Source organism: Rothia endophytica, assembly GCF_928381505.1.
Lineage (GTDB): Bacteria > Actinomycetota > Actinomycetes > Actinomycetales > Micrococcaceae > Rothia > Rothia endophytica_A.
In genome coordinates this window covers 120,589-141,270 of record NZ_CAKMSJ010000003.1, presented here as the reverse complement: position 1 = coordinate 141,270, position 20,682 = coordinate 120,589, and the positions used below count along the sequence as shown (strand labels likewise).

Annotated in this window: 22 protein-coding genes, 1 tRNA gene and 1 pseudogene; 18 read left to right on the top strand and 6 right to left on the bottom strand. The window is 55.5% G+C overall.

Translation table 11 applies throughout. The annotated features are described in order from the left end of the window. The first annotated feature begins 32 nt into the window (after positions 1-32). Positions 33-812 carry a phosphate ABC transporter ATP-binding protein PstB gene (pstB, locus tag L6990_RS04560; protein WP_237202889.1) on the top strand — a complete coding sequence of 260 codons (780 nt, stop codon included), beginning with the start codon at positions 33-35 and terminating at the stop codon, positions 810-812. A 203-nt stretch (positions 813-1,015) separates the two neighbouring features. Here pstB and L6990_RS04555 read toward each other — a convergent pair whose 3' ends face one another. From L6990_RS04555 to L6990_RS04545, 3 genes are all read right to left on the bottom strand, one after another. Next, entirely contained in the window at positions 1,016-2,032 is a 1,017-nt protein-coding gene (locus L6990_RS04555) for an inorganic phosphate transporter (RefSeq protein WP_237202888.1), read from the bottom strand. A 1-nt stretch (position 2,033) separates the two neighbouring features. Further along, entirely contained in the window at positions 2,034-2,651 is a 618-nt protein-coding gene (locus L6990_RS04550) for a DUF47 domain-containing protein (protein ID WP_237202887.1), read from the bottom strand. Positions 2,652-2,976: 325 nt separating this feature from the next. After that, a complete protein-coding gene (locus L6990_RS04545; protein ID WP_237202886.1) occupies positions 2,977-3,684 on the bottom strand; it encodes a hypothetical protein in 708 nt (235 codons plus the stop codon). Between the two features lie 114 nt (positions 3,685-3,798). On the opposite strand from L6990_RS04545, the gene L6990_RS04540 reads away from it, so the two are divergent. Continuing rightward, a tRNA-Lys gene (locus L6990_RS04540) sits at positions 3,799-3,871 on the top strand. A gap of 91 nt (positions 3,872-3,962) precedes the next feature. Here L6990_RS04540 and L6990_RS04535 read toward each other — a convergent pair. Further along, positions 3,963-5,123, bottom strand: a complete 1,161-nt coding sequence (locus L6990_RS04535; protein WP_237202885.1) for a tyrosine-type recombinase/integrase — start codon at positions 5,121-5,123, stop codon at positions 3,963-3,965. 1 nt (position 5,124) lies between these two features. Then, positions 5,125-5,802 carry a helix-turn-helix transcriptional regulator gene (locus tag L6990_RS04530; protein ID WP_237202884.1) on the bottom strand — a complete coding sequence of 226 codons (678 nt, stop codon included), beginning with the start codon at positions 5,800-5,802 and terminating at the stop codon, positions 5,125-5,127. A 118-nt stretch (positions 5,803-5,920) separates the two neighbouring features. Here L6990_RS04530 and L6990_RS04525 point away from each other — a divergent pair, with 118 nt between their 5' ends. The 7 genes from L6990_RS04525 to L6990_RS04495 all read left to right on the top strand — a co-directional run bounded on the left by L6990_RS04525 (position 5,921) and on the right by L6990_RS04495 (position 11,098). Further along, positions 5,921-6,145, top strand: coding sequence for a helix-turn-helix transcriptional regulator (locus tag L6990_RS04525; protein WP_237202883.1), 225 nt, complete (start codon positions 5,921-5,923; stop codon positions 6,143-6,145). Further along, positions 6,142-6,636, top strand: coding sequence for a hypothetical protein (locus L6990_RS04520; RefSeq protein WP_237202882.1), 495 nt, complete (start codon positions 6,142-6,144; stop codon positions 6,634-6,636). Before L6990_RS04525 ends, L6990_RS04520 begins: the two co-directional genes overlap by 4 nt. After that, a complete protein-coding gene (locus L6990_RS04515; RefSeq protein ID WP_237202881.1) occupies positions 6,636-6,899 on the top strand; it encodes a hypothetical protein in 264 nt (87 codons plus the stop codon). The genes L6990_RS04520 and L6990_RS04515 overlap by 1 nt, the downstream gene beginning before the upstream one ends. Next, entirely contained in the window at positions 6,896-7,123 is a 228-nt protein-coding gene (locus L6990_RS04510; RefSeq protein WP_237202880.1) for a hypothetical protein, read from the top strand. Before L6990_RS04515 ends, L6990_RS04510 begins: the two co-directional genes overlap by 4 nt. Next, positions 7,116-7,418, top strand: coding sequence for a hypothetical protein (locus tag L6990_RS04505; protein ID WP_237202879.1), 303 nt, complete (start codon positions 7,116-7,118; stop codon positions 7,416-7,418). Before L6990_RS04510 ends, L6990_RS04505 begins: the two co-directional genes overlap by 8 nt. After that, on the top strand, positions 7,415-8,431 hold the full coding sequence (locus L6990_RS04500) for an AAA family ATPase (RefSeq protein WP_237202878.1): 1,017 nt from the start codon (positions 7,415-7,417) through the stop codon (positions 8,429-8,431). The genes L6990_RS04505 and L6990_RS04500 overlap by 4 nt, the downstream gene beginning before the upstream one ends. A gap of 2,106 nt (positions 8,432-10,537) precedes the next feature. Next, positions 10,538-11,098: a hypothetical protein gene (locus L6990_RS04495; RefSeq protein WP_237202877.1), complete on the top strand. Its 561-nt coding sequence runs from the start codon at positions 10,538-10,540 to the stop codon at positions 11,096-11,098. 10 nt (positions 11,099-11,108) lie between these two features. On the opposite strand, the gene L6990_RS04490 is transcribed toward L6990_RS04495, so the two are convergent. Continuing rightward, positions 11,109-11,957 carry a sulfurtransferase gene (locus L6990_RS04490; protein ID WP_237202876.1) on the bottom strand — a complete coding sequence of 283 codons (849 nt, stop codon included), beginning with the start codon at positions 11,955-11,957 and terminating at the stop codon, positions 11,109-11,111. Between the two features lie 371 nt (positions 11,958-12,328). On the opposite strand from L6990_RS04490, the pseudogene L6990_RS04485 reads away from it, so the two are divergent. From L6990_RS04485 to L6990_RS04445, 9 genes and pseudogenes are all read left to right on the top strand, one after another. Further along, positions 12,329-12,577: pseudogene (locus L6990_RS04485) on the top strand (DUF1295 domain-containing protein); the annotation flags it as partial. Positions 12,578-12,583: 6 nt separating this feature from the next. Further along, positions 12,584-13,696 carry an AMP-binding protein gene (locus L6990_RS04480; protein WP_237202875.1) on the top strand — a complete coding sequence of 371 codons (1,113 nt, stop codon included), beginning with the start codon at positions 12,584-12,586 and terminating at the stop codon, positions 13,694-13,696. Positions 13,697-13,713: 17 nt separating this feature from the next. Further along, on the top strand, positions 13,714-14,235 hold the full coding sequence (locus L6990_RS04475) for an NAD(P)H-dependent oxidoreductase (RefSeq protein WP_237202874.1): 522 nt from the start codon (positions 13,714-13,716) through the stop codon (positions 14,233-14,235). Between the two features lie 77 nt (positions 14,236-14,312). Further along, entirely contained in the window at positions 14,313-14,819 is a 507-nt protein-coding gene (locus L6990_RS04470; RefSeq protein WP_237202873.1) for an asparaginase domain-containing protein, read from the top strand. An 87-nt stretch (positions 14,820-14,906) separates the two neighbouring features. After that, positions 14,907-15,569 carry a hypothetical protein gene (locus tag L6990_RS04465; RefSeq protein WP_237202872.1) on the top strand — a complete coding sequence of 221 codons (663 nt, stop codon included), beginning with the start codon at positions 14,907-14,909 and terminating at the stop codon, positions 15,567-15,569. Between the two features lie 178 nt (positions 15,570-15,747). Then, positions 15,748-17,016 carry a glycosyltransferase family 4 protein gene (locus L6990_RS04460; RefSeq protein ID WP_237202871.1) on the top strand — a complete coding sequence of 423 codons (1,269 nt, stop codon included), beginning with the start codon at positions 15,748-15,750 and terminating at the stop codon, positions 17,014-17,016. Next, positions 17,009-18,790 carry a glycosyltransferase family 4 protein gene (locus L6990_RS04455; RefSeq protein ID WP_237202870.1) on the top strand — a complete coding sequence of 594 codons (1,782 nt, stop codon included), beginning with the start codon at positions 17,009-17,011 and terminating at the stop codon, positions 18,788-18,790. The genes L6990_RS04460 and L6990_RS04455 overlap by 8 nt, the downstream gene beginning before the upstream one ends. Continuing rightward, a complete protein-coding gene (locus L6990_RS04450; protein WP_237202869.1) occupies positions 18,783-19,688 on the top strand; it encodes an ABC transporter permease in 906 nt (301 codons plus the stop codon). The genes L6990_RS04455 and L6990_RS04450 overlap by 8 nt, the downstream gene beginning before the upstream one ends. Next, positions 19,675-20,538, top strand: coding sequence for an ABC transporter ATP-binding protein (locus L6990_RS04445; protein WP_237202868.1), 864 nt, complete (start codon positions 19,675-19,677; stop codon positions 20,536-20,538). The genes L6990_RS04450 and L6990_RS04445 overlap by 14 nt, the downstream gene beginning before the upstream one ends. Positions 20,539-20,682: the final 144 nt, after the last annotated feature.

Here is a 20,682-nt window from a genome sequence, read left to right as displayed (position 1 = left end):
ACCCACAGATTTTTTAGACAAGGAAACTAACAGTGTCAAAGCGTATCGACGTCGAAAACCTCAACGTATACTACGGCGACTTCCTGGCCGTAGAAGACGTAAACATGGCCATTGAGCCCCGCTCGGTCACCGCCTTCATCGGCCCCTCAGGCTGCGGTAAATCCACCTTCTTGCGCACCCTTAACCGTATGCACGAAGTTATTTCTGGTGCCCGTGTAGAAGGAAAGGTGCTGCTCGACGGTGACGACCTCTACGGCAAGGGCGTAGACCCGGTGGTAGTGCGCTCGCAGATCGGTATGGTCTTCCAGCGCCCCAACCCCTTCCCCACCATGTCTATCCGTGAAAACGTACTGGCAGGTGTGAAGCTGAATAACCGCAAAATCTCAAAGACTGATGCTGATGAGCTGGTCGAAAGCTCCCTGCGCGGCGCTAATCTCTGGAATGAAGTCAAGGACCGTTTGGATAAGCCCGGTTCAGGCCTTTCTGGTGGCCAGCAGCAGCGCCTCTGCATCGCCCGCTCCATTGCGGTGAAGCCCGAAGTGATTCTCATGGACGAGCCCTGCTCTGCTCTTGACCCCATCTCAACCCTGGCGGTTGAAGACCTCATCAATGAGCTCAAAGAGGAGTACACCGTGGTAATCGTGACTCACAATATGCAACAGGCTGCCCGTGTCTCTGATAAGACAGCCTTCTTCAATATTGCTGGCACCGGTAAGCCCGGCAAGCTCATTGAGTACGCCCCCACCCAGGAAATCTTCAACAATCCCCGCGAGAAGGCTACCGAGGACTACGTCTCGGGCCGTTTCGGCTAAGAGCCAGCTCGCCCCACAAGTTTCCCGCCCTGCGCAGAGCAGGGGTAGGGGTAGCAGGCACACCGCCCGCTGTCTTGCTTTCTCAAGCTGAGATGAGAAAAGCAAACCAGCGGGCGGTGTCTTTTGTATGAGTGGTGCTCTCTTCGACCCTGCTGGAAAACTTTCTAGGCTCGCTTAGATCGTCCAACCAAGGAGGGAGCGGGCTAGGCAGAGAGCAGGGGTGAGAGCGCTAGAAAGAGGATGGCTGAGATTGCAAAACTTGCCGGGATAGTGATGATCCAGGTGAGGATAATGCGCAGCACGATTTTGTGCCGCACTGAAGCAAAGCGTTGGTTGACGCCAGAACCTAGAGCTGCTGAGGCGGTGAGGTGGGATGAGGAAACCGGGGTGCCCAGGAGGAACTGCAAGAGCACCAGGGCTAGGGCTGCGGAGCTTTGAGCGATCGCACCGCGAAAGGGATCTATGCGCACCATCTGATGGGCGAAGGTGTAGCCGATACGGGAGCTACCGCGTGCGGTGCCAAGACCTAGAACCAGTGCTAGAAAAATAGTTGCAATCAGCTGGGTAGATGACTGCATATCGTAGTTAGCGCTCAGCAGCATCACGGCAAAAATGATGACCGCGCGCTGACCTGTTTGGATGCCGTGCACCAGAGAGATGAGCGAGTTGGAAAGTGAGAGGACGTTGCGGGAGGCCCTGTTAACCGTGGAGGGGTAGACCCGTTGTAGTAGGCCGAAGAAAGGGAAGACGGCCGCCCACGCAAAGATAAAAAGAAGGATAGGGGCAAGTAGGAGGGGGATGATCGCGAAGAGGATGAGCGGTTCGTTGAAGGGGTTGAAGCTGCCTAAACCTACAGCCTGCGCAGCCCAGGCACCTCCGGCGAGACCGCCGAGTAGGGCGTGGGTTGAGGAGGAAGGCATGCGGTACCACCAGGTCAGCATGGCCCAGATACAGACAGTGATCAGGCCGATAAGCGCCATGCTCAGACCGATATTGTTATGGGGCACAGTGAGCCAGCGAGTGGTGAAAGGCATCAGGAGGGTACCTGCAATGAGGAAGCCTATGAAGTTGAAAAAGGCGCTAGAACGCAGAGCGATGCGGGGAGTGAGGGCTCTGGTTTTAACCGGGATCGCAGTCCCGTTGGGGGCGTCGTGAAACCCGGTGATAAAAGTGAACCCCACCAGAGCGAGGCAGCAGAGAGCGAAGAGGGTGACGGTCACGCTAGGATTCCTGTACGATGATGCGCCCAATTTCTGTGGCAACGGATTTCATTGCCTCGGAAGCTTCCACCAGTTTATGAATGAAGACCGTGGTCTGTAGGTAGCGGGTGTGCTTATAGCGCCCTAAGGCATCGGCGTCGTATTCCTCTGCGATACGCACCGCCTGCTTGGTGAGACGCAGTAGGTTGATCCAGTATTCATCAAAGCTTTGCAGTTCGCTGAGACGCGGGATGATGGCGCTGGTGAGCACCGCTTGACGCTGAATAAGGTCAAGTAAGGTGGCGGCCTTAGGGGAGAAACGGACGATGGTGTAAAGGTGCATGATGTTAGCGGCTGAGGCCAACTTCTCAACGGCGGTGTTTAGTTCAACAGCGAGGGTATAGATATCTTCGCGGGGAATGGGGGTGGAGAAGGAGCTGCGCACTGCGGTCATGGTAGTGAAGAGCGTGTCTACGGTCGTTGACTCATGATTGAGCATGCGTTCTAGAAGCTCGGGGTAGCGTTCCTCTGGGGAGCCAACCATTTCAGAGAGGATAGCTGCCGATTCCGCCACCTGGTCTGAGAGACCTGCAAGCGCTTTGAGAGAGCTGTTTTCTTGGGGAAACATGCGTTGAAGCATGGGCTGCCTGTCTCCTGTGTGTTAACGATGGTTGGTGAATTCTCTAACATGGTACAGCCGCAAAGTTAACGAATGGTTTGGCAGGGCTCTGGCACTTTGGGGTACAAAAAACCGGGCCCTCACTCGGCGCTGATATCTGAGGTGGAAACCCGGTTTGTTGATGAAGTTTTGCGATGCCAGGCTGGGAGCGCCTCTCGGCGATAGGCCGCTCGAAGCGGCTAAATATTTGGAGCCCGGGGCTACCTATTATCAGCCTGGCATCTGTTAATAATCTTTCTCTTCTTCGTCTTTTCTGTCAACTTTTGGTGAAAAATTTTCCCGGTCTTTAGTCCAGGGTGTTGGCTCGCCACTTAGCGGCAGAGGTCTCCAACTCGATGGCTGTGTTCAACAGTTTCTGCGCCCCTGTTCTTAGCCGGGAGGCTCGAGCGGCTGCCTCAGAACGCACCTCGGCAGAGGGACTGAAACGCTGGGTAGCTTCTTCTGGGGCATCTGCCTGCAACTCAAGTTGCCCGTGACGTAGACCGAGCGCGACGTCGTCCTGACCCAGGGAGAGTACCCGGCAGAAGGCCGCGAACCGTTCGAGCGCTATATCAAACTCACCGGTGAACGCCCCGGCGAGAATAGCGTCCACGGTGGTGCAGATTTCTTCTGCAGTGGGTGGTGAGGCGACGCCGGCGAGCACGCGGGCTGCGTAATTGGAGTGCATGCCCCGCTGGTAGTAGTGGCTAATGAGTGCTGGGTTTTTTCTGATGACGCCGCGCAGGGCATAGATGCGCCAGAGAGAGCCGGGCAGGGTGATGGGTGCTGCTTGCGCCCAAAGCTGGGCGACTGCTTCAAGCCCGAATTCGTCGGTGAAGTGCACCAGGCGTTTGGTGACGGAGGGGTCTGTGCTGGCACGTCCGCGGTCAAGAATGAGCCGTGCGGAGGTGTGCGCAGCGCGCGTTGTTTCCTCGGGGCTGGTGCCACCGGGGTAGTAATCGAACGTGTCAGGGGAGAATTTCACCGGCCGGTGATACCTTGCCTCAGATGCCATAGGGGCTAGTTTAGCGTGACTGCTGAAGCGGTGAAGAAGGCACGGGCGCGGTCCTTTTTGTGCCCAGCAGGGGTTGAGTGTATAGTGGTGTCTGCTGAGTTTTGCTCAGTGGATGCGCCTTTAGCTCAGTTGGTAGAGCATCGGACTTTTAATCCGTGGGTCGTGGGTTCGAGCCCCACAGGGCGCACAAAAACAGCCCCTCACTTGGTAAAATAAGTGAGGGGCTTTCTTGTTAAAAGTCAGACGGGCACGTTTTGGGCACGCTTTCAAAAACCCACCTACGAAGAAACCTCACGCCCAAACAGCTCAAGCACAGCTGTTGAGTCCGGCGCTTCTGTCTCACGCTTCACATAATGCCGCGCCGTCACAGCCGTGTCAGAATGGCCCAGCTGCAGTGAGGCAGTGGTGAGGTCGGTGTTTCGTTCTAGGAAAGTAGCCACAGTCGAACGGATGTTGTGAGGCGTTACCTTTTCGAAGTCAGTACCCTTGACCTGCTCACGCCACTTACGGCGAAAATTGTTAGGGTCTTGAGCCGTGCCAGTTGAGGACGGGAATACAAACATCTCAGGTGTTGCCCATGCTGTCGTTGTTGCATGAGCTGGGATCTCTGTATCACGCCGTCTAATCAGCATCTCAGCCACAAACGGGGGCAGGAAAGCAGAGCGGGTGCGCTTATTTTTGGTGTGCTCTTGCCGGTAGTAACGCCCGTGAGTGTCACGGGTCAGGGTGCTATTGATGCTGACCCTTGCCCGGTTGCTGTCTGATAGGTCAAGGTCTGCCCATTGCAGGGCCAGCACTTCACCTACGCGGCAACCAGTGCCCAGCATGATCTCTAAGGCTTCTCTCACCTCGCCGGTAAGGGACTGCCTGAGCTTGAGCACGTCCATGTATTCCAGCGCTACAGTTTCTTTTTTCTTAACCGGTGCAAGGGTTACATCTTTTACAGGGTTGCGTGGTGCGGCGTCATAGGCTGTCGCTAGGTCGAACATGCCCTTGAGGATGTTCTTAGCTACCCTGGCGCTCTGAGCCCCATTCTTGTTGCTTACGGTCTTGAGAAAGGCTGAGAGCGTACCTACGGTGCACTCTCGTATTTTGAGGTTGCCGATGCTGGGAAGTATGAGCCGGTCTAGATCGTAGCGGTATCGGTGCTGCGTGCTGGTTGCCCGGTCTTTGGCCTGAAATTCCTCCCACCAGATGCCGGCAAGTTCTTTGACGGTTGAGGCAGGGGTGAGATTAGCCGCCGTGGTCACGTGCTGCCGCTCTGCTAGGTGCGCTTTAAGCTTGAGCATGGCGGCATTCTTAGTTGCACCATTGCGCTTAACGGTGCGGGTTATGCCGTCTGCATCGCGGTATCGGGCGCGGGCTTGCCAATTGCCGTTTTCGTGCTGGTAATAGGTGATGTTGCCGTGAGTGCCCAAAGGCAGGGGAGCACGTACCATACTACTCCTCGGGCTCTTCTGGGGCAGGCTCAAGAGCAGTATCGATAATTTCACTTAGCTCCTGCTTGTCAAAATGCAATGTCTCAATAATCCACGACTTAAATTGATCGTTAGTTTCCTGATCTTCACGTTGACTGTATCTGTTCAGATAATCTAATAGCGAGAACTTGATTACCTTTGCTAAAGATGCATTTCGGTATTTTCGAGCAAGGGAAAGTTGACTTTTAAGCTCCAACTTTGTTCTCTTGCTCTCTCCTTCTGACGCCTTGTCCACCCTGTCCAAAAATGGGTGATCTTCTGTGTAGTACGTAAGGCGTTGCTTGTGCTCTAGGTATTGGATAAGAGAGGAGGCAAGCCTTTGATTTATTCTCCAGTTGGTCTGGTTGACCGATGCCACAAGCTTTATGTAATCAATCAAAGGCGAATTGATCATTTCATCAACTGAGGTCTCAAAGATTTCAGCAATGATGCGGGCTTCCCCTAGCTTGAGGGTTCTCTGGCCGTTTTCCAGACGTGCAACGGTTGCCTGCCGGTACTCGGTCAGACCTGCTTCTTGTAATAGCTGGGCAAAGTGATTTTGCGACCAATTTCTTTCAGTCCGCAGCTTTATAACAGAGTTTCTAAATGCTTCCTCGTCACGTTCTGCACTGGTCGATATTGGCATTGGTGATGTATCCATGCCTAAATCATACACGTATGATGAACCACTTGTCGCTTATTGACATTATTTAAATCATGGTGCAACCTAGATACATGAGCGTTGAACCCAGCGCACAAATCAACATAAGGAGGTTTTTGTGACCGTCACACCCGCCCCCGACCGCTCTGCGGCCCCAGTAGGTGAGCCCATCTTAGGTGATGCCGACCTTGCTGCCCGGTGGGGTAAGTCCCTGCACACTATCCGTGTTCGCCGTATGAAAGGCGACCTGCCCCGCGGCTTCCGCATCGGCCGGACGTGGAGGTTCTACCTATCCGAGGTGCTTGCTTACGAACAAGCCAAAATGTCAGAGCAGGCCGCATGAACACGATAGGCCCACCGCAAAACCCCACAAAAAAGAGCGAGCACAGCACCAAATCGCCAAACCCGGTTGCTGCACTCGCCCTCGAAACAACCAAACTCACTGCCCCTGAGCAGTCAGAAAAAGCTACAAGTAAGAAGGGTTCAGTCATAAACCAAAATACCAGCATCACCGATGCAAAAGCCACATTCCTACGCCTACACGATATAAGAGACCTCGTAACACCCAGCGGCTACACTTACATACCCGACCCCGTGCAACCCACCGAAGGCGTTGGCCACTACTCAGGAGCCATCGAAGACGGCAAGGACGATTACTACTTTGAGTCCATGATTGACCCCATCAACCCCCTCAAAGACTCGGCCTACCACATCGAAATGTACCTAGAAGCTGCCAGCAAAAAAGAGGTACGCGCTGTTATTACCAAGCTGCTGAACTGGTGGGCAGAACGTGAGAACGAACAGCTCACCATGACACAGCAGGCGGCCAAATAATGCCTACTGAAAACCTAAAATCTCGTGCAGAGATCCAGAAGCATATCGAGGACATGTGCAAGCACTACGGCATTAGCGATGTGTTCGGCACCCAGGCAACCTTTATCGCCAACGAATGGGCGCGGGTGATTATCTTTGACGACCGGCCCACCGCTTACATAGCGCGAGCCGGGTACGGATACATCTTGCAGCACGCCACCCGCAACCGTGAACGCCTCCAAGAGTTCTTAGAGGCCACCCGCAAGCTAGGGGTGCAACCGTGAGTCAGAAGCAAACCCTCACAGCCCAGGACTACAAGCACCTACTCGACCCCTCCAAGCACACCACCGCTACCGGGGACATCGTGGCCCTGTGCGGCTACACCTGGCCTGAGGAACCTAACGAGCTCAGCACGGCTGAGGTGTTGCGCCAACTGGGGGAAATGCCAACCTGCGAAATCTGCAGCGTTATCGTACACACCCTCGTTTCAGGAGGTGCCCATGCCTAACATCATCTACCAGACCCATGAACTCCAAGACCTCGATACAGCCCTAGGTGGCGCGGTGCAAGCCCGCACCCAGGCAGAGCACCAGCAGAGCTTCAACGCCGGGTACGTGGCCGGGTGCGCGGTAGGCCAGCAACAAGAGCGGCTGCACTGGCACCTGCACTTACAGGGCTATCTTGCCCAGTTGGCCCGCTTTAATGAAACCATGGCGGCGCGAGTGCCGTTCAGTCCTCGGATTGATGCACCAAAGCGGCTTAGGAATGAGGATCTCGATTATCTGAGGGGTGCTGCTTCTTGACTGAAACCATGCCAGAGGTGACACCTCACCCACTGGATACCATGTTCACCGCTCACGAGGTGCTATCAACGACCTACCCGCCTGTTGAGTTCACTATCCCCGGCCTCATTCCTGAGGGGCTGACACTGCTTGTTGCGGCCCCGAAGATTGGTAAGTCTTGGTTTGTTCTGGGTCTAGCTGCAGCGTGCGTGACCGGTGGGTATGCGCTGGGCTCTATCAGGGTTGAGCAGCGTCCGGTGCTGTACCTGGCCCTTGAAGACGGGCACAGGCGTTTGAAGTCACGGCTGAACAAGCTGGGAATTTATGAGCCTGCACCTGAGTATTACAAGTTCTGTCTGGTCGTAGATTTGGGGCCCTCCACCGTTCAAATGATGATTGGTGAGTTCCTGAAAGAGCACGGGTCGCAGAAGCCCCTCATTATCCTTGACACCCTGGGCCGTGCTCGTGGTGTGCATACCGGTAATGATGCCTACGGCAAGGACTACAACGACATGGCCCGTCTTAAACGGTGCGTGGACGAGTACCCCGGCTCTTCTTTGATTGTTGTTCACCATACCAATAAGAGGGGAGGGGACGAGGACTTTCTAGGGGCTATCAGTGGTACTCAGGGTTTGGCCGGTGCGGCTGACTCAACCCTTGTTATCAGGCGTGATCGTGGCCAGGGCCAAGCGCGGCTGCAGGTCACGAGCCGTGAGGTGCAAGAGGGTGAGTATGCTATCTGTTTTGATAACGGGCAGTGGTTCTTGGTGGGTGCCACATTGGAAGAGGCCGCCGCTGCCGCTGTCCAGAGCGAGCAGGTAGGAGCCCTGGGGGACGTGCAAACAAGGATTTTGGAGCACTTCAATAAGTATCCAGAGCCTCAGAGCATTGCCCAGGTTGCCAGCGCCCTGAATGAAGAGCGCGACAAGGTGGGCACCTACATTCGCCGGCTGCATGAAAGCAACCGTCTAGCTAAGGCCAGTCGTGGCAGGTACGCTGCCTTGCCTGAACTTCCTGTTCTGGAAGTTGCATAGAGGTGTACGAAGTGTACGGGGTGTACGTAAGCCCGATAGATACGTACATTCCGTACACCCTGTACGTAACTCAAGCTACAAAATAACCCCGTTGTGACTAGGCAAAAAGACAATCCGGACACAACGGACACCAGCCACGGGGCACAGGGGGCGGTCTGGTGTGTGGCTAGGGGTTTTGGTTTTTCTCGGTGCGGGGGGATATTTCCCTATGCCGAGGGGAGGGAACGCAAAGGGGCAGGGGAGTGGATAATCCCCAGGGGTCTTGTGAGACTGCCAGAGCTGCTGACAAAGGGGTATCGACAACCTCGACACCCCCACCTCTAACTACCTCCACAATGTGGAGGGCATCGGCTCTGGGATTTTCTACCCGATCGGGCAACAAGTAGTCCCTTCTCTGCATCTTCTCGGCCCCCATCAGTAGGCCAGTGCTAGACACCGCGGCCCCGCACTCCAAAACCTGCATGAACGAGGTTTCAAAGAGCAGCTAGTACGCGCACCCTAGGGGCGGTAATATCACCAGCTTGAAATTATGTGGACAAATTCCTGGGCGCTCTCTCCTCTCCCCCTCCGTCCACGCATAGGGAGGGAGTGAACTTGCATAACCATGCACCCCGTACTGCATTGCCCGCAACATCACAGCGAACACCCGCATAAAAGAACGGCAAAACCCTGCCCGCCACCCCATGGCGCTCCCTGCCCTGCAACTGACCCCATGGCGCTCCCGACCCCATAGAAACCCACGACCTCATGCAAACCCCTGCAGCTGGAGCCAGGGGAGTGGGGTTAGTTCTGGGGTGAGGGGTGTAGCTTGCTTACTGGTTGAGCTGCGTATTGCCGCTGTCTCTGAGGCTAGTAACGGGCACGCTTTGGGCACGTTTTGAAAACAATCGGAGGTAATTTCAGGCAATCAAAATAGCCTCAAAATGGGGAGTATTGCCTAGCCAAAGTAATATTGCTAGAACTGTCTGAATGTACTGAAATTAGGCTAATCCTAATCCGTGGGTCGTGGGTTCGAGCCCCACAGGGCGCACATATTACCCCTCACCTAGCAGGATAGGTGAGGGGTTTTTCTTTACTCTGGGCAGGTCCCTTTCAAGCTTGCTTAAGCGTTTCCTTGCAGGGATTCAATGAAACCGACCACAAGAAACAAAATAAGGATGCTTGTACTACCTAGGAGGAAAGTTATGATAGCGGTCTTCACCATCTTCCCTAAGGCGAATAAGAGGGAAGATAGCAAGAAGAGAGTAGTAATGCCGACTGCTGTGATTAGGGTTTCCTGTGGCGAATGGGTTCCAGTGAAGAAAACCCCAATGTACCAACCTAGCGTAGGAATGAATATTGCTATAGCCAGTTTCTGATAGGTGCCCTCCCGCAATTTCATGACTGATTCCTGATTATCTCTTGTAGCTTCTTATGAAAAGTGGTTGCATGCCGGATGCATAAAAGCAAGCTTTACGGCTGCTGCCATGGCCCTTTCTTTGCTTCCCATCCTGTGGGAAAAACGGTCGATTTCTGCCTTGAGTTGAGCATCGCAATAGCAACTGAGATAGCCGCGTTGTGCGTAGCACTTGTCATGGCGCATGCAAAGTATATCAAGTGTATCTACGGGGGGGCGGGGCCACTATGTCCAGGGCCACACCAATTACCCTAAACTGGGATCTTAATGCCTTGCGGTTGTGCATAGCGTTCAGAGCTGTAAGAGTTGCTTGCGTGAGCTGGTTGCGGTGAGGAATCGTGATTCTGGGCTTGCTGGATGCGATTAAAATTCTGGCCAGCCTGGATGATTTGGCTGTGTTCACCAGCAGCTAGGGCCGCCTCTGTATTGAATGCTACACCTGAACTGGTTGGAACTAAATATCTTTCGCCACCTGAGGTTATAAAGCTAACCACTAGAAATAAGATGAGGATACTTGTGGTGAGCTAGCTCCGGTAAAGAAAAGAACGATACACCAAACTTTGGCCTGGTTGAGCTTTGCTCATTTGAGCCCTGTCGAGGACCCAGTACATTCTGTCCTCGTGTATCATTTGCCCCCGGGGGTAGATACAGTATGATTTAACTCTTGAAAGATAGTTATATCGCTAATTCACTCACTCGCAGAGGATACCATGTCACAACAACCACGCCGTAGCATCGTTAAAGGAGCGGCTTGGGCCGCTCCCGCCGTCCTAGCGACAGCAACCATACCCGCCTACGCGGCTTCGCCCCAGCCCGCCCTCGATGGTTGGCTGTTGAATACAACCAGGTGCTCCTCATCTACTCAAATGACCTACACCATCAATGGTCAGGGTACCTACCCTAAACGCGGGCTATGGGTTTCAGACACAACAGCTTCAGCAGTGATCGGCGTAACCAAAATAACCCAGTATGTCTCCACCGCTGCTGGTTCGCCCATCTTTCAAAAAGGCGGGATCGCCAATGAATGGTCAGACCTTATCTACGACCCCGCTGCTCCGGTCAAAACCAACTACCGTGCCTACACCACTACGTTTAATGGAACATGGCGATACGACACCGCCACTAAGCTGTGGTTCCCCAGCACACTACCTTATTTCACCACGAGTGTGAACAGATGTGTCAGAGCCTTGCAAATTATTACAGTGCGTTCTGTAACCGTTAACGGCACGGTCTATTCCTTTGAACGTTCTGGTACTCTTCAACCAGCATAACTGTGTCTATCTAGCGCTTTTGCTCGACCGGGCGGACGCCAGCGGGGTCAGCGGCACCCCACTCAGCCCATGAGCCGTCATAGACCGCGATTTCGGTGTAGCCAGAAACATACGCTGCGAGCGCACCGATGCAGGCTGTGACACCCGAGCCGCAACTAAAGACCAGGGTCTCTTTGCCGCCAGCTGCGTCGTCTACCGCTTTACGTACCTGCTCGGGGGCAACAAATGCTCCCTGGGCATCCAGCAGAGAAGTAAAAGGCAAATTGACTGATCCGGGGATATGCCCTGCTCGCAAACCCTCACGGGGTTCGGGGTCAACACCTGCAAAGCGGCCAGCGCTGCGCACATCAATGACCTGCGCGCTCTCGTGTTGCGCGAGAGCTTTGGTGGTCAGAGCGTCCACAAATAGTTCTCGGTCCTGGGCAACAAAGGAGCCGGTGGTGAAGGGCCCGCGGTTGAGCGGGAGTTCATTGAAGCCTGCCTCTAGCCAGGCCGGTAGCCCGCCGTCCAGAATCGCCACGTTATCGTGGCCCATTGCCACGAACATGAACCAGCCACGGGCTGCAGAGAAGAGCCCTTGCCGGTCGTAGATAACGATGGCGGAGTCCCGGTTAACCCCCAGTGCACGCACCCGCTGCTCAAAGACGTCTGCGGGCAGCATGGTGTGCACTCCTTCATCTGCGCTCATAGACCCATCGATATCAAAGCGGCGGGCTCCAGGAATGCCCGTATCAGCGCCAGAAAACTCACCCACTGAAGCGTCCAGGACAACTAGGTTAGGTGCCGCAAGGTGAGCGGCTAGCCACTGGGCTCCTACGATGGGGAAGCGAAGGGTGAGGGCTTCTCGCGAGGTGGTCATGGTGCTACTTTCTCTTAGGAGTGGTTGCCTCCATGCTACCTTCCTGCCAGCAAGCCCCGAAGGTCACCTGTGATGCTGCGCTATGCCAGGCGAGAAAGCGTTTGGGTCTAGGTTACATTGGCGGTAAGGTCAGCACCATCATTTGTAGATTTATAAGGAAGTCGCCGTGAGTACATCACATCAACCTGATCAAAAGGGTTCAGCTGAGATGAACCGCCGCATTGCCATCGCGCTGGGCGTGGTGCTGGTGCCTGCTGGCTTTAGCGGGGAGCTATAGAGGTCAGACCCTGCTAGGTCTACCCATCTTCGCCACCCTGGTGGTTTTAGTTTTTGCCGTGCAGTGGTTAGCGTATATTCCGGCTTATTTGGTGAGCCGCAATCCCAATTATTTTGGTGATATTACCCTGTGGGTTGGTGTATTCCTCACCGCTGCCCCCGCGCTCGTGGGCTGGCAGTGGGTGGCACTCCTTTCACCCCTCGTGGTGACGCTCTTGCTGACCAAGGTAAGCGGTATTCCGATGCTGGAAAAGAAGGCAGAGAAAAAATGGGGTGATGACCCCAAATACAGGGCTTATGTGGAAAACACCCCCGTCCTCATTCCTTTCACGAAGGGCGGATAAGAGAAGATGCAAGAAGTTTTATCCCCTTTACTCGTTAATCCCGCAACTGACCACCGTAACCTGACGGATATTTTGTGCTACCGGGTGCAGAAAGCTCCGCAGCATACCGCCTTCCGCGTGCTAGAGCATGATGCTTCGGGGCAGATTGCTAGCTGGCGGGACGTCAGCGCTGAGCAGTTCGAAGATGACGTGAAGGGGCTAGCTAAGGGTCTGATAGCTGCCGGTCTGAAGCCCGGTGGGAGGGTTGCGATTATGGCAGCTACCTCTTACCAGTGGGCTGTCGCTGACCTTGCGATTCTGTATGCAGGCGGCGCCGTGGTGCCGGTCTATGAGACCAGCTCGCAGGTTCAGGTAGATCAGATTATTGAGGACGCCGGGGTGCAGTTTGCCTTTGCAGGTACGGTCAGCCAGGCAAATAAATTGGAGACCGCACTAGCCAAGAGCCAAGGGGCAGAACAGCAGGGCATCTGGTGCTTTATCGGTGAGCTAAAGCCCCTGGAGAGCCTGAGGCAACTGGGGCAGAGTGTCACCGAGGATGATTTAGAGACCGCTCGAACCCAGGCTGCCCTTGATGATGTGGCGACCCTGGTCTACACCTCCGGCACCACGTCTGCCCCTAAGGGGGTCATCATCACCCACCGTAACCTGCTGGGGCAGGTGCTGAATGTAGGTGCCTCCTACCGTGAAGTGGTCCATGAAAACGGCTCAACGGTTATTTTTCTACCCCTGGCGCATGTGTTGGCGCGAGGGTTGCAGTTTGTCTGCCTGAACAGCGGAATGAGCGTGGCCCACCTGTCTCACCCCACCCAGGTCATTGAACAGCTGGTCACGCTGCGCCCCACCTTCTTAGTCGTGGTGCCCCGGGCGCTTGAAAAGATTCAGCAAAAAGTAGCTGCCCAAGCCAACGCCAAAAAACTTGGCGCTCTGCGGGCACGCGCCGAGGCCACAGCTCAAGCTGTGGGGCAACACCGCGAGCGCCTAGACTTAGGCCAGGTAAAAAAGTTTGAGCTGGTTGAGGTAGATGCGACTGACCCGAGCCTGGTTACCCCCACGCAGAAGCTTAAACGCACGGTTTTCGCGCAGCGGTGGGCAAGCGCGGTTGAAAGCATGTACCGGTAGGGCACCATAATAGAACCATGACAACTCTAAACATTGTGGTCGTAACTGCTGGGGCGGCCCGTCACTCTGCCTCAGCACTACTGGCTGAGAAACTGCGGCAGGAGGTAGAGGGCGCATTGGCGGCAGGAACCTCCGCTAAGTACTCCACCTACCACCTGGGGCAGTACACCCATGACATCGCTGACTACCTGGATGGGGAGGCCCCCGGCACCCTTGTTGCCCTCTTTGAGCAGTTGCGCGCAGCTGACGCGATTATCACCGTAACCCCCATTTTTAAGGCGAGCTATTCCGGTCTTTTCAAGCTCTTCTGGGATTTAGTGGAACCAGATGACATCAGGGGAAAACCCCTGCTCATGGCGGCCACGGGTGGTAGTCACCGTCATATGCTCGCACTGGACTACGCCCTGCGTCCGCTCTTCAGCTACCTGGGTGCAGATACCTGCGCTACAGGTGTCTACACCACCCCCGGTACGTTAGATGAGGCGCGAACACTGGACCGCATCAGACGAGCCGTTGGCGAACTAGCCCAAAAAATTTAGCTAGAGCCCTACTCCACTACTAACGCCCTAGAATAAAATCCCAGCGCTAAAAAATCTGAGAACAAAAGAGGATTATTATGACCATCAACAATGCCTCCACCGTTACCTTGCTGACCACCGGGGGGACCTTCGACAAGGTCTACTCCGTTGCCGGGGAGCTAGAAATTGGTGAGCCTGCCGCCCCGGGGTTGCTCAGCTTTGTGCGTACCGATACCACATTTGAAACCCAGAGCGTCCTGAAACTCGATAGCCTCGATATGACCGATGCTGACCGGGCAGAATTGGTCAAGGCCCTGGACGCCGTGCACAACGACCGCATTCTCATCACCCACGGCACCGACACCATGCCTGAAACAGCACGTTATCTTCAAGCCCACGCAGCGCTGGGGCAAAAAGTCGTGGTACTCACCGGTGCCATGCAGCCTGCCGCGATGCGCGCCTCGGACGCCTCCTTCAACCTGGGAGCGGCAGTGACTGCCCTCAACCTTCTAGAACCAGGCGTGTATATCTCTATGAGCGGGCGAATCTTCCCTGCCTCAGACGTCAAAAAAGATCGCTCTCGCGGCATTTTTGAAGCGAACTAAGGTAAGAGGCAAGGTGCAAACATCTTCTCTCCTGCTAGATTAAAAGGAACATGTCCCACTCCACCAGCTGATCGAGGAAGCAAAGCTATGAGCGAGAACAATTACGGCACCTACCCCAACCAGCAGCAACCGCCCAGCTACTCGTCCACTCACAGCGGGGGTGCCTACGAGAACTACGCACAGGTTTACGGCCAGGGGCTCCCTCAGCACATGGAAAAGCCGGCTGTTCCCGGCACCATTAAAATGGCAGCGAACAGCGTTTACGCCATTGTGCTACTCAATATTGTGAGCACAGTGCTGGGTCTTGTGTATTGGAAAGAGCTTCTGCAGTCCTCGATGGACGGCGTGATGGGTATGTTCGGCAGTTTTATCCCTGAAGAGGATAGAGCCACTTTCGAAACGGAACTGGCTAACGCACCGACGGAGCTCAGCACCTTTGAACTGGTAACCTCCCTCGGTAGCACCCTACTGTTCTCCGCTGCTCTTATCATCCTGGCAATCTTCCTGGTGAAGGGTCATAACTGGGCACGCATCGTTCTGACCGTTTACGCGGCTTTCAAGGTACTGGGTCTGTTCGGCGTCTTCACTTTCTTCCTCTTCTTCCACTGGACCATGCTGGTGGGCCTGCTCGCATCAGTCGTCGCGATTGCTCCTCTCGTGTTGATGTGGCTACGTCCCAGTAATGCCTACATTCGTCAGATGCAGGTCTACGGTCAGTGGCTTAAGCAACGCGCTTACATGGGCTCCTAGCTGGTCTATTTTTAGAAGATACCCCCTGGGGCCACCGGTCGTTATTTCAACCTCTAGGTGACCCGGGGGTATTTGCGTTAAAAGGTGAGAGTCGCAATGTTAGGTGACAAGGGTGTTGGCTAGTAGGCTTAAACAGGAGTGACTAAGCCAAACAGCCCACACCTCAGCACACCGCACCATGAAAATACTCCTTCTTACGCACTATTATGAACCCGAAATAGGGGCACCTCAGCGCCGCTGGTCCGCTTTTGTGAAGCATTGGACATCCGCCGGTCATGAGGTGCGCGTGGTGTGCCCTCCTCCGCACTACCCAGACAGGCAAACTGCTGCCCAGTGGCGCGGTCAGTACAGCTTTTTCAAACCCGCCCCCGGTGCTCTAGGAGAGATCGTGGTGCGCACCCCCTACCTTGCGCATGGTTTCTCGGGAGCTCTGCGACTAGTGGATCAGCTAGTAGTTGCTGCGGGTTCAGTGGCGTGGACGCTGGGTTCAGCGGCAAGCGGTTGGCGGCCTGATGTTGTGGTGGCAACCGTACCTGGTTTGCCGTCCTTATTAGCCGGTAGCCTTGTGAGTAACGTTATACGCCGCCCGCTGGTAGCGGAGTTTAGAGATGCCTGGCCCGATGTAGTGACCGGTGACATGAGCACGCAGGTAGCGCGCCAGTCTTTGCCCCGGCACCTGCTAAAAGCCGCAGTTTTTAGAAGCGTCACCGCACTGCAGAAACAGGCTGCTACCTGTATCACTACTACCGAGGGCTTCGCTGCTATCTTGAAGGAGCGGGGCATCAAGCACGTTGAGGTTATCTCTAACGGTGCTGAAACAGCGAGCTTTATGGAGCTTGAGCACACCGACCGCGGCGATGGTATCTTGCGGGTTCAGTACCTGGGCACCGTGGGGCGCAGCCAGGGTCTGAGCGTACTACTTGACGCTCTTGAGGAGCTGTACCAGCGTGGATATAGAGAACAGGTGAAGCTTCGCATAGTAGGCAGCGGAGCAGATTTGCCGGTCCTTCAAGCGGAGGCTGCCCGCCGCTCACTGGACGTTGATTTTCAGCCCCCTGTACCCCGCGCTAACCTACAGGAGACCTATCGGTGGGCCGACGTCGAAATAGTGTCGTTGAAAGATACCAAACCTTTCCGGCACACCGTACCCTCTAAAATCTTTGAGCTGCTTTCTACCCAACGCAGAATCATCGGTCTAGTGGCCGGTGAAGCAGCCATGATTTTGCAGCGTTCAGGAGTCAGCACCGTGGTGCCGCCACAGAACGCCCAGGCTCTGGCTGATGCCCTGGAACAACTGATTGGTAACTCCACAGAGCTGGCGGTGGGGACCACCGGGCGCTTTTTGCTCTATAACGACTACAACTACGGAACGCTCTCACGCCGCTACCTTGCCAAACTGGAGCGCGTAGTAGACCGTTCGCGCGAGAGAAGAGGCAGGCATGTCTGAGGCTCGAAGAAAGGTTGCGCGGGCAACAGGCCTGGCTCGGAACCTTGCACTGGTGGTGCAGGTTGCGGCTCGTCACGCTATAGATGACCCTGCACTCCTTGCTCTACAGGTCACCCGTAAACTACCTCACCGGGCAGGCACACTAGCTGGCCGGGCACTCAGCCGTCTCCCCGGCGCCGGAACCAGGGCACTGGGGCAGCAAATTATGGGTGCGGAGCAACTGCCTGAACCTGCCCTGCGTCTGTTGGCAGAACCGCAGCAACATCTTCTTGGCACACTCCAACGGCGCATAGCCGCTGAGGTGGCGGTGAGCTATGGCCTCATTGATTACCAGGATCTATCTCTACCCGCTACCGTACGCGCACGCGCCGCCTGGGACGCCGGGGCAGTCAGCCAGGCGATAGCTATCGCACAGCAGAACCCCGGCGCTAGCGCCTACGCCCGCCGTCTGATTGGCGAAGCGACCGCTCTTGACCAAAACTTCTTGCTTACCTCACCAGTACCGAGGGTGCCCTCACCAGTCTCCACCGACGGCGAGCTAGCGGTCCTGCATTTGCTGACTAACTCACTGCCCGCCACACAGTCGGGGTACACGCTGCGCTCGCATCGTCTGCTCAGTGCGCTGGTGGATGCCGGGGTGAAGATTACTGCGGTTACCAGGTTAGGTTATCCCGCGATGGTGGGTGGTCTGCTGGCAGAGGGAACAGCCCGGGTAGATAGGATCACCTACCGCCGCCTTTTACTCTGGCGCTTGGGAGCCACCCTGCCTCAGCGCCTGCAGCAGAGCGTTGCCGCAATTCTTAAAGAGGTTGAGGGTCAACGGGTTGACCTGGTGCATACCACCACCAACTATCAGAACGCCCTCGTGGCGCAGGCAGTGGCGCGTAGCCTAGGGGTGCCTTGGGTGTACGAGGTGCGCGGGGTAATGGAAGAAACTTGGGTTTCAGGTAAGAAAACTGAGGCCGCCCGCCAGCAGGCAGAAGCCAGTGAGCGCTTCTCGCTCCTAAGAGCCAGAGAAACACAGTTCTGCATGGAAGCCGATGCCGTCGTTACCCTGTCCCAGACGATGAAGGATTTACTGGTCAAAAGGGGCGTTCCGGCAGAAAAAATTGTGCTGGCTCCCAACGCGGTGTCTGACCATCTCTTTGAACAGAATCTCACCCCTCAGCAGGCCCGGCAACAGCTGGGGCTGGATACTGAGGGTCAGTGGGTAGGCAGCGTTACCTCTGTGGTGCCCTATGAAGGGCTAGATACCCTGTTGCACGCAGTTGCTCTTTTGCGGGCCGCTGGGGCGGACGTCCGCGCGCTGATCGCAGGGGAGGGTGCCGCTAGAGCCTCCCTAGAACGTCTTGCTGCTGAGTTAAACCTGGGTAAGGCCGCGGTTTTTACCGGAAAGCTGGCACCTGAAGATGCCCTCCTAGCTCACCAAAGCCTAGATATTTTTGCAGTGCCGCGCACTAATGACCGGGTGTGCCGTTCGGTTACTCCTCTTAAACCCATCGAGGCGATGGCAGTCGGGCGGCCAGTGGTGATGAGCAATATCCCGCCTCTAGCCGAGCTGGTGCATAACGCCGTGGCACCGGGGGCAGGTAAACTATGTGAAACTGAAAATCCCGAAGATATGGCGCGGGTTCTCACTGAATTTCTGACTGACCCAGCCGCCTGCGCTGAGTCTGTGGCCCAGGGCCGCCGTTTTGCCCGCACCCGCCTGTGGTCACACAACGCCGAAACTCTCTTAGCCCTGTACCGAAAGACCCTGAGCAACTATGGCTGAAAAAATTTATTATGCCCGTGAAGGGGTCAGCGGCGAGCTCACTGACGTGGTGCCCCACGTGCATTCGGGGCGCCTTGCACCGGTGGGGGTGCGCGTGGGTGCCTGGCGTTACCTCAAAAACGTGTGGGACCGCCGCCAATACATCTGGTTTGATTCACATACCAAAGTACGCACCCAGAACAGCAACCACCGACTAGGCTCTCTCTGGCTCTTGGTTAAGCCGGTGCTCGATATCGCCTTCTACGGCGTGCTTTTTGGGCTGGTGCTGCAGGTATCCCGGGGCATGGATAACTTTCTTGCCTATCTGATCATCGGTATTTTGATGTTCCAGTATATGTCTGGGGTTCTCAACAGCGCGGCTTCGGTCATGATCCAGGGTAAACCCATGATGCGAGCCTTCTCTTTCCCGCGTATGGCGCTGCCGATTTCGATGATGGTGCGGCAGACTATGCAGATGGGCGCCATTGTGGCCGTCATGCTAGTGGGTATAGCTGTGTTACCGCCGCACGTGCTCCCCACAGTCTCCTGGCTGGCTTTTGTGCCAGTTTTCGCTTTGAATTCCCTGTTCTTAACGGGCTTGGCGCTGATGATTGCTCGGTATGCGTACGTGGTGCCTGATATTCAGCAGCTCCTGAACTTTGTGACCCGCGTTCTGCTCTATGCTTCTGGGGTTATCTTTCCTATTGAGCGTTTTGTTGAGCACCCACTGGTCACCCAGATTATTCAGGCTAACCCCTTCTACATTTTTATTGACCTCTATCGTGAAGTGCTCATGAGGGGCAGTTTTGGCAGCCTTGAAACTTGGCTGACTGCTGCCGCTTGGGCTGTGGGAGCGGCTGTAGTAGGTTTCTTCATTTTCTGGCGTGCTGAGGAGGTCTTTGGCCGTGAGCTCAACTAAGAGAACGATTATTCCGCGGGTGGCACCAGGTAACCCCGGTATTGACCCGCTTAGCCAGCAACCTAACATTTTGGTTAACCAGGTGTCGGTGGACTACCCCGTTTACACTCAGCGTGGTTTGAGGGGGCGCCGCGTGCGCCAGGTAGTTCATGCGGTTCAGCCCCTTTCTTTCACTGCCCATGAGGGCGAATTTATTGGTCTGGTGGGGCGCAACGGTTCGGGTAAGAGCTCCCTGTTACGCGTGATTGCCGGTCTGGAATCCTCCACCACCGGTACGGTCTACGCGTCTGCGCGGCCTTCGCTGGTGGGCGTGGGCGCAGCTCTCAACCAGGAGCTGACTGGCCGCCAGAATATTGCTCTGGGTTGCCTAGCCATGGGGCTGAAAAAGCACCAGTTGGCGGAGGCTGAACGTAAGGTCATTGAACTTGCGGGTATTGGTGAGGCGATTGATCGCCCCATGCGTACCTATTCCTCTGGTATGGGAGCCCGCCTGCGCTTTGCTATCTCATTGGCCGCTAAGCCCCGCATCATGCTGATTGATGAGGCGCTTTCAACTGGCGATGCTGCCTATGCGGAGCGTTCTGCCCAGGCGATGCAGGAGGTGCTGGATGATGCTGGCACGGTGTTCCTGGTGAGCCACGCTGCGCAGACCATTGAGGATCTCTGCAACCGAGCTATCTGGCTGGACTTTGGGGAGTTTGTCATGGATGGGGACGCCCGCGAGGTAGCCCGCAAGTACCGCTGGTTTGCCCACAACCTAGCCCAGGGCGATGAGGCTAAAGCTGCCCAGCTACTGGCTGACGCGAAAGCGTTGGGAGCGCAGGGCTACGTGCAGGGCAGTGGGGAGTAAGACCTGAGACTCAGCAAAAAAAATGTTCCTCTAGACTATGCCTTGGTGCTGAACCTATCTTTACACTTCATTACAAATCAGCAATCTATAAAAAATATAAAGAGGTAAATTTGTAACTACCCCTCCGTTACCCCTGTTTAAACT

Excerpts from the sequence above, each read along its gene's own strand:
- L6990_RS04550 (WP_237202887.1), bottom strand. The coding sequence starts at position 2,651 with ATGCTTCAACGCATGTTTCCCCAAGAAAACAGCTCTCTCAAAGCGCTT.
- L6990_RS04515 (WP_237202881.1), top strand. The coding sequence starts at position 6,636 with ATGCCTACTGAAAACCTAAAATCTCGTGCAGAGATCCAGAAGCATATC.
- L6990_RS04530 (WP_237202884.1), bottom strand. The coding sequence starts at position 5,802 with ATGGATACATCACCAATGCCAATATCGACCAGTGCAGAACGTGACGAG.
- L6990_RS04465 (WP_237202872.1), top strand. The coding sequence starts at position 14,907 with ATGAGCGAGAACAATTACGGCACCTACCCCAACCAGCAGCAACCGCCC.
- L6990_RS04480 (WP_237202875.1), top strand. The coding sequence starts at position 12,584 with ATGCAAGAAGTTTTATCCCCTTTACTCGTTAATCCCGCAACTGACCAC.
- L6990_RS04470 (WP_237202873.1), top strand. The coding sequence starts at position 14,313 with ATGACCATCAACAATGCCTCCACCGTTACCTTGCTGACCACCGGGGGG.
- L6990_RS04490 (WP_237202876.1), bottom strand. The coding sequence starts at position 11,957 with ATGACCACCTCGCGAGAAGCCCTCACCCTTCGCTTCCCCATCGTAGGA.
- L6990_RS04520 (WP_237202882.1), top strand. The coding sequence starts at position 6,142 with ATGAACACGATAGGCCCACCGCAAAACCCCACAAAAAAGAGCGAGCAC.
- L6990_RS04460 (WP_237202871.1), top strand. The coding sequence starts at position 15,748 with ATGAAAATACTCCTTCTTACGCACTATTATGAACCCGAAATAGGGGCA.
- L6990_RS04495 (WP_237202877.1), top strand. The coding sequence starts at position 10,538 with ATGTCACAACAACCACGCCGTAGCATCGTTAAAGGAGCGGCTTGGGCC.
- L6990_RS04475 (WP_237202874.1), top strand. The coding sequence starts at position 13,714 with ATGACAACTCTAAACATTGTGGTCGTAACTGCTGGGGCGGCCCGTCAC.
- L6990_RS04450 (WP_237202869.1), top strand. The coding sequence starts at position 18,783 with ATGGCTGAAAAAATTTATTATGCCCGTGAAGGGGTCAGCGGCGAGCTC.
- L6990_RS04535 (WP_237202885.1), bottom strand. The coding sequence starts at position 5,123 with ATGGTACGTGCTCCCCTGCCTTTGGGCACTCACGGCAACATCACCTAT.
- L6990_RS04455 (WP_237202870.1), top strand. The coding sequence starts at position 17,009 with ATGTCTGAGGCTCGAAGAAAGGTTGCGCGGGCAACAGGCCTGGCTCGG.
- L6990_RS04505 (WP_237202879.1), top strand. The coding sequence starts at position 7,116 with ATGCCTAACATCATCTACCAGACCCATGAACTCCAAGACCTCGATACA.
- L6990_RS04545 (WP_237202886.1), bottom strand. The coding sequence starts at position 3,684 with ATGGCATCTGAGGCAAGGTATCACCGGCCGGTGAAATTCTCCCCTGAC.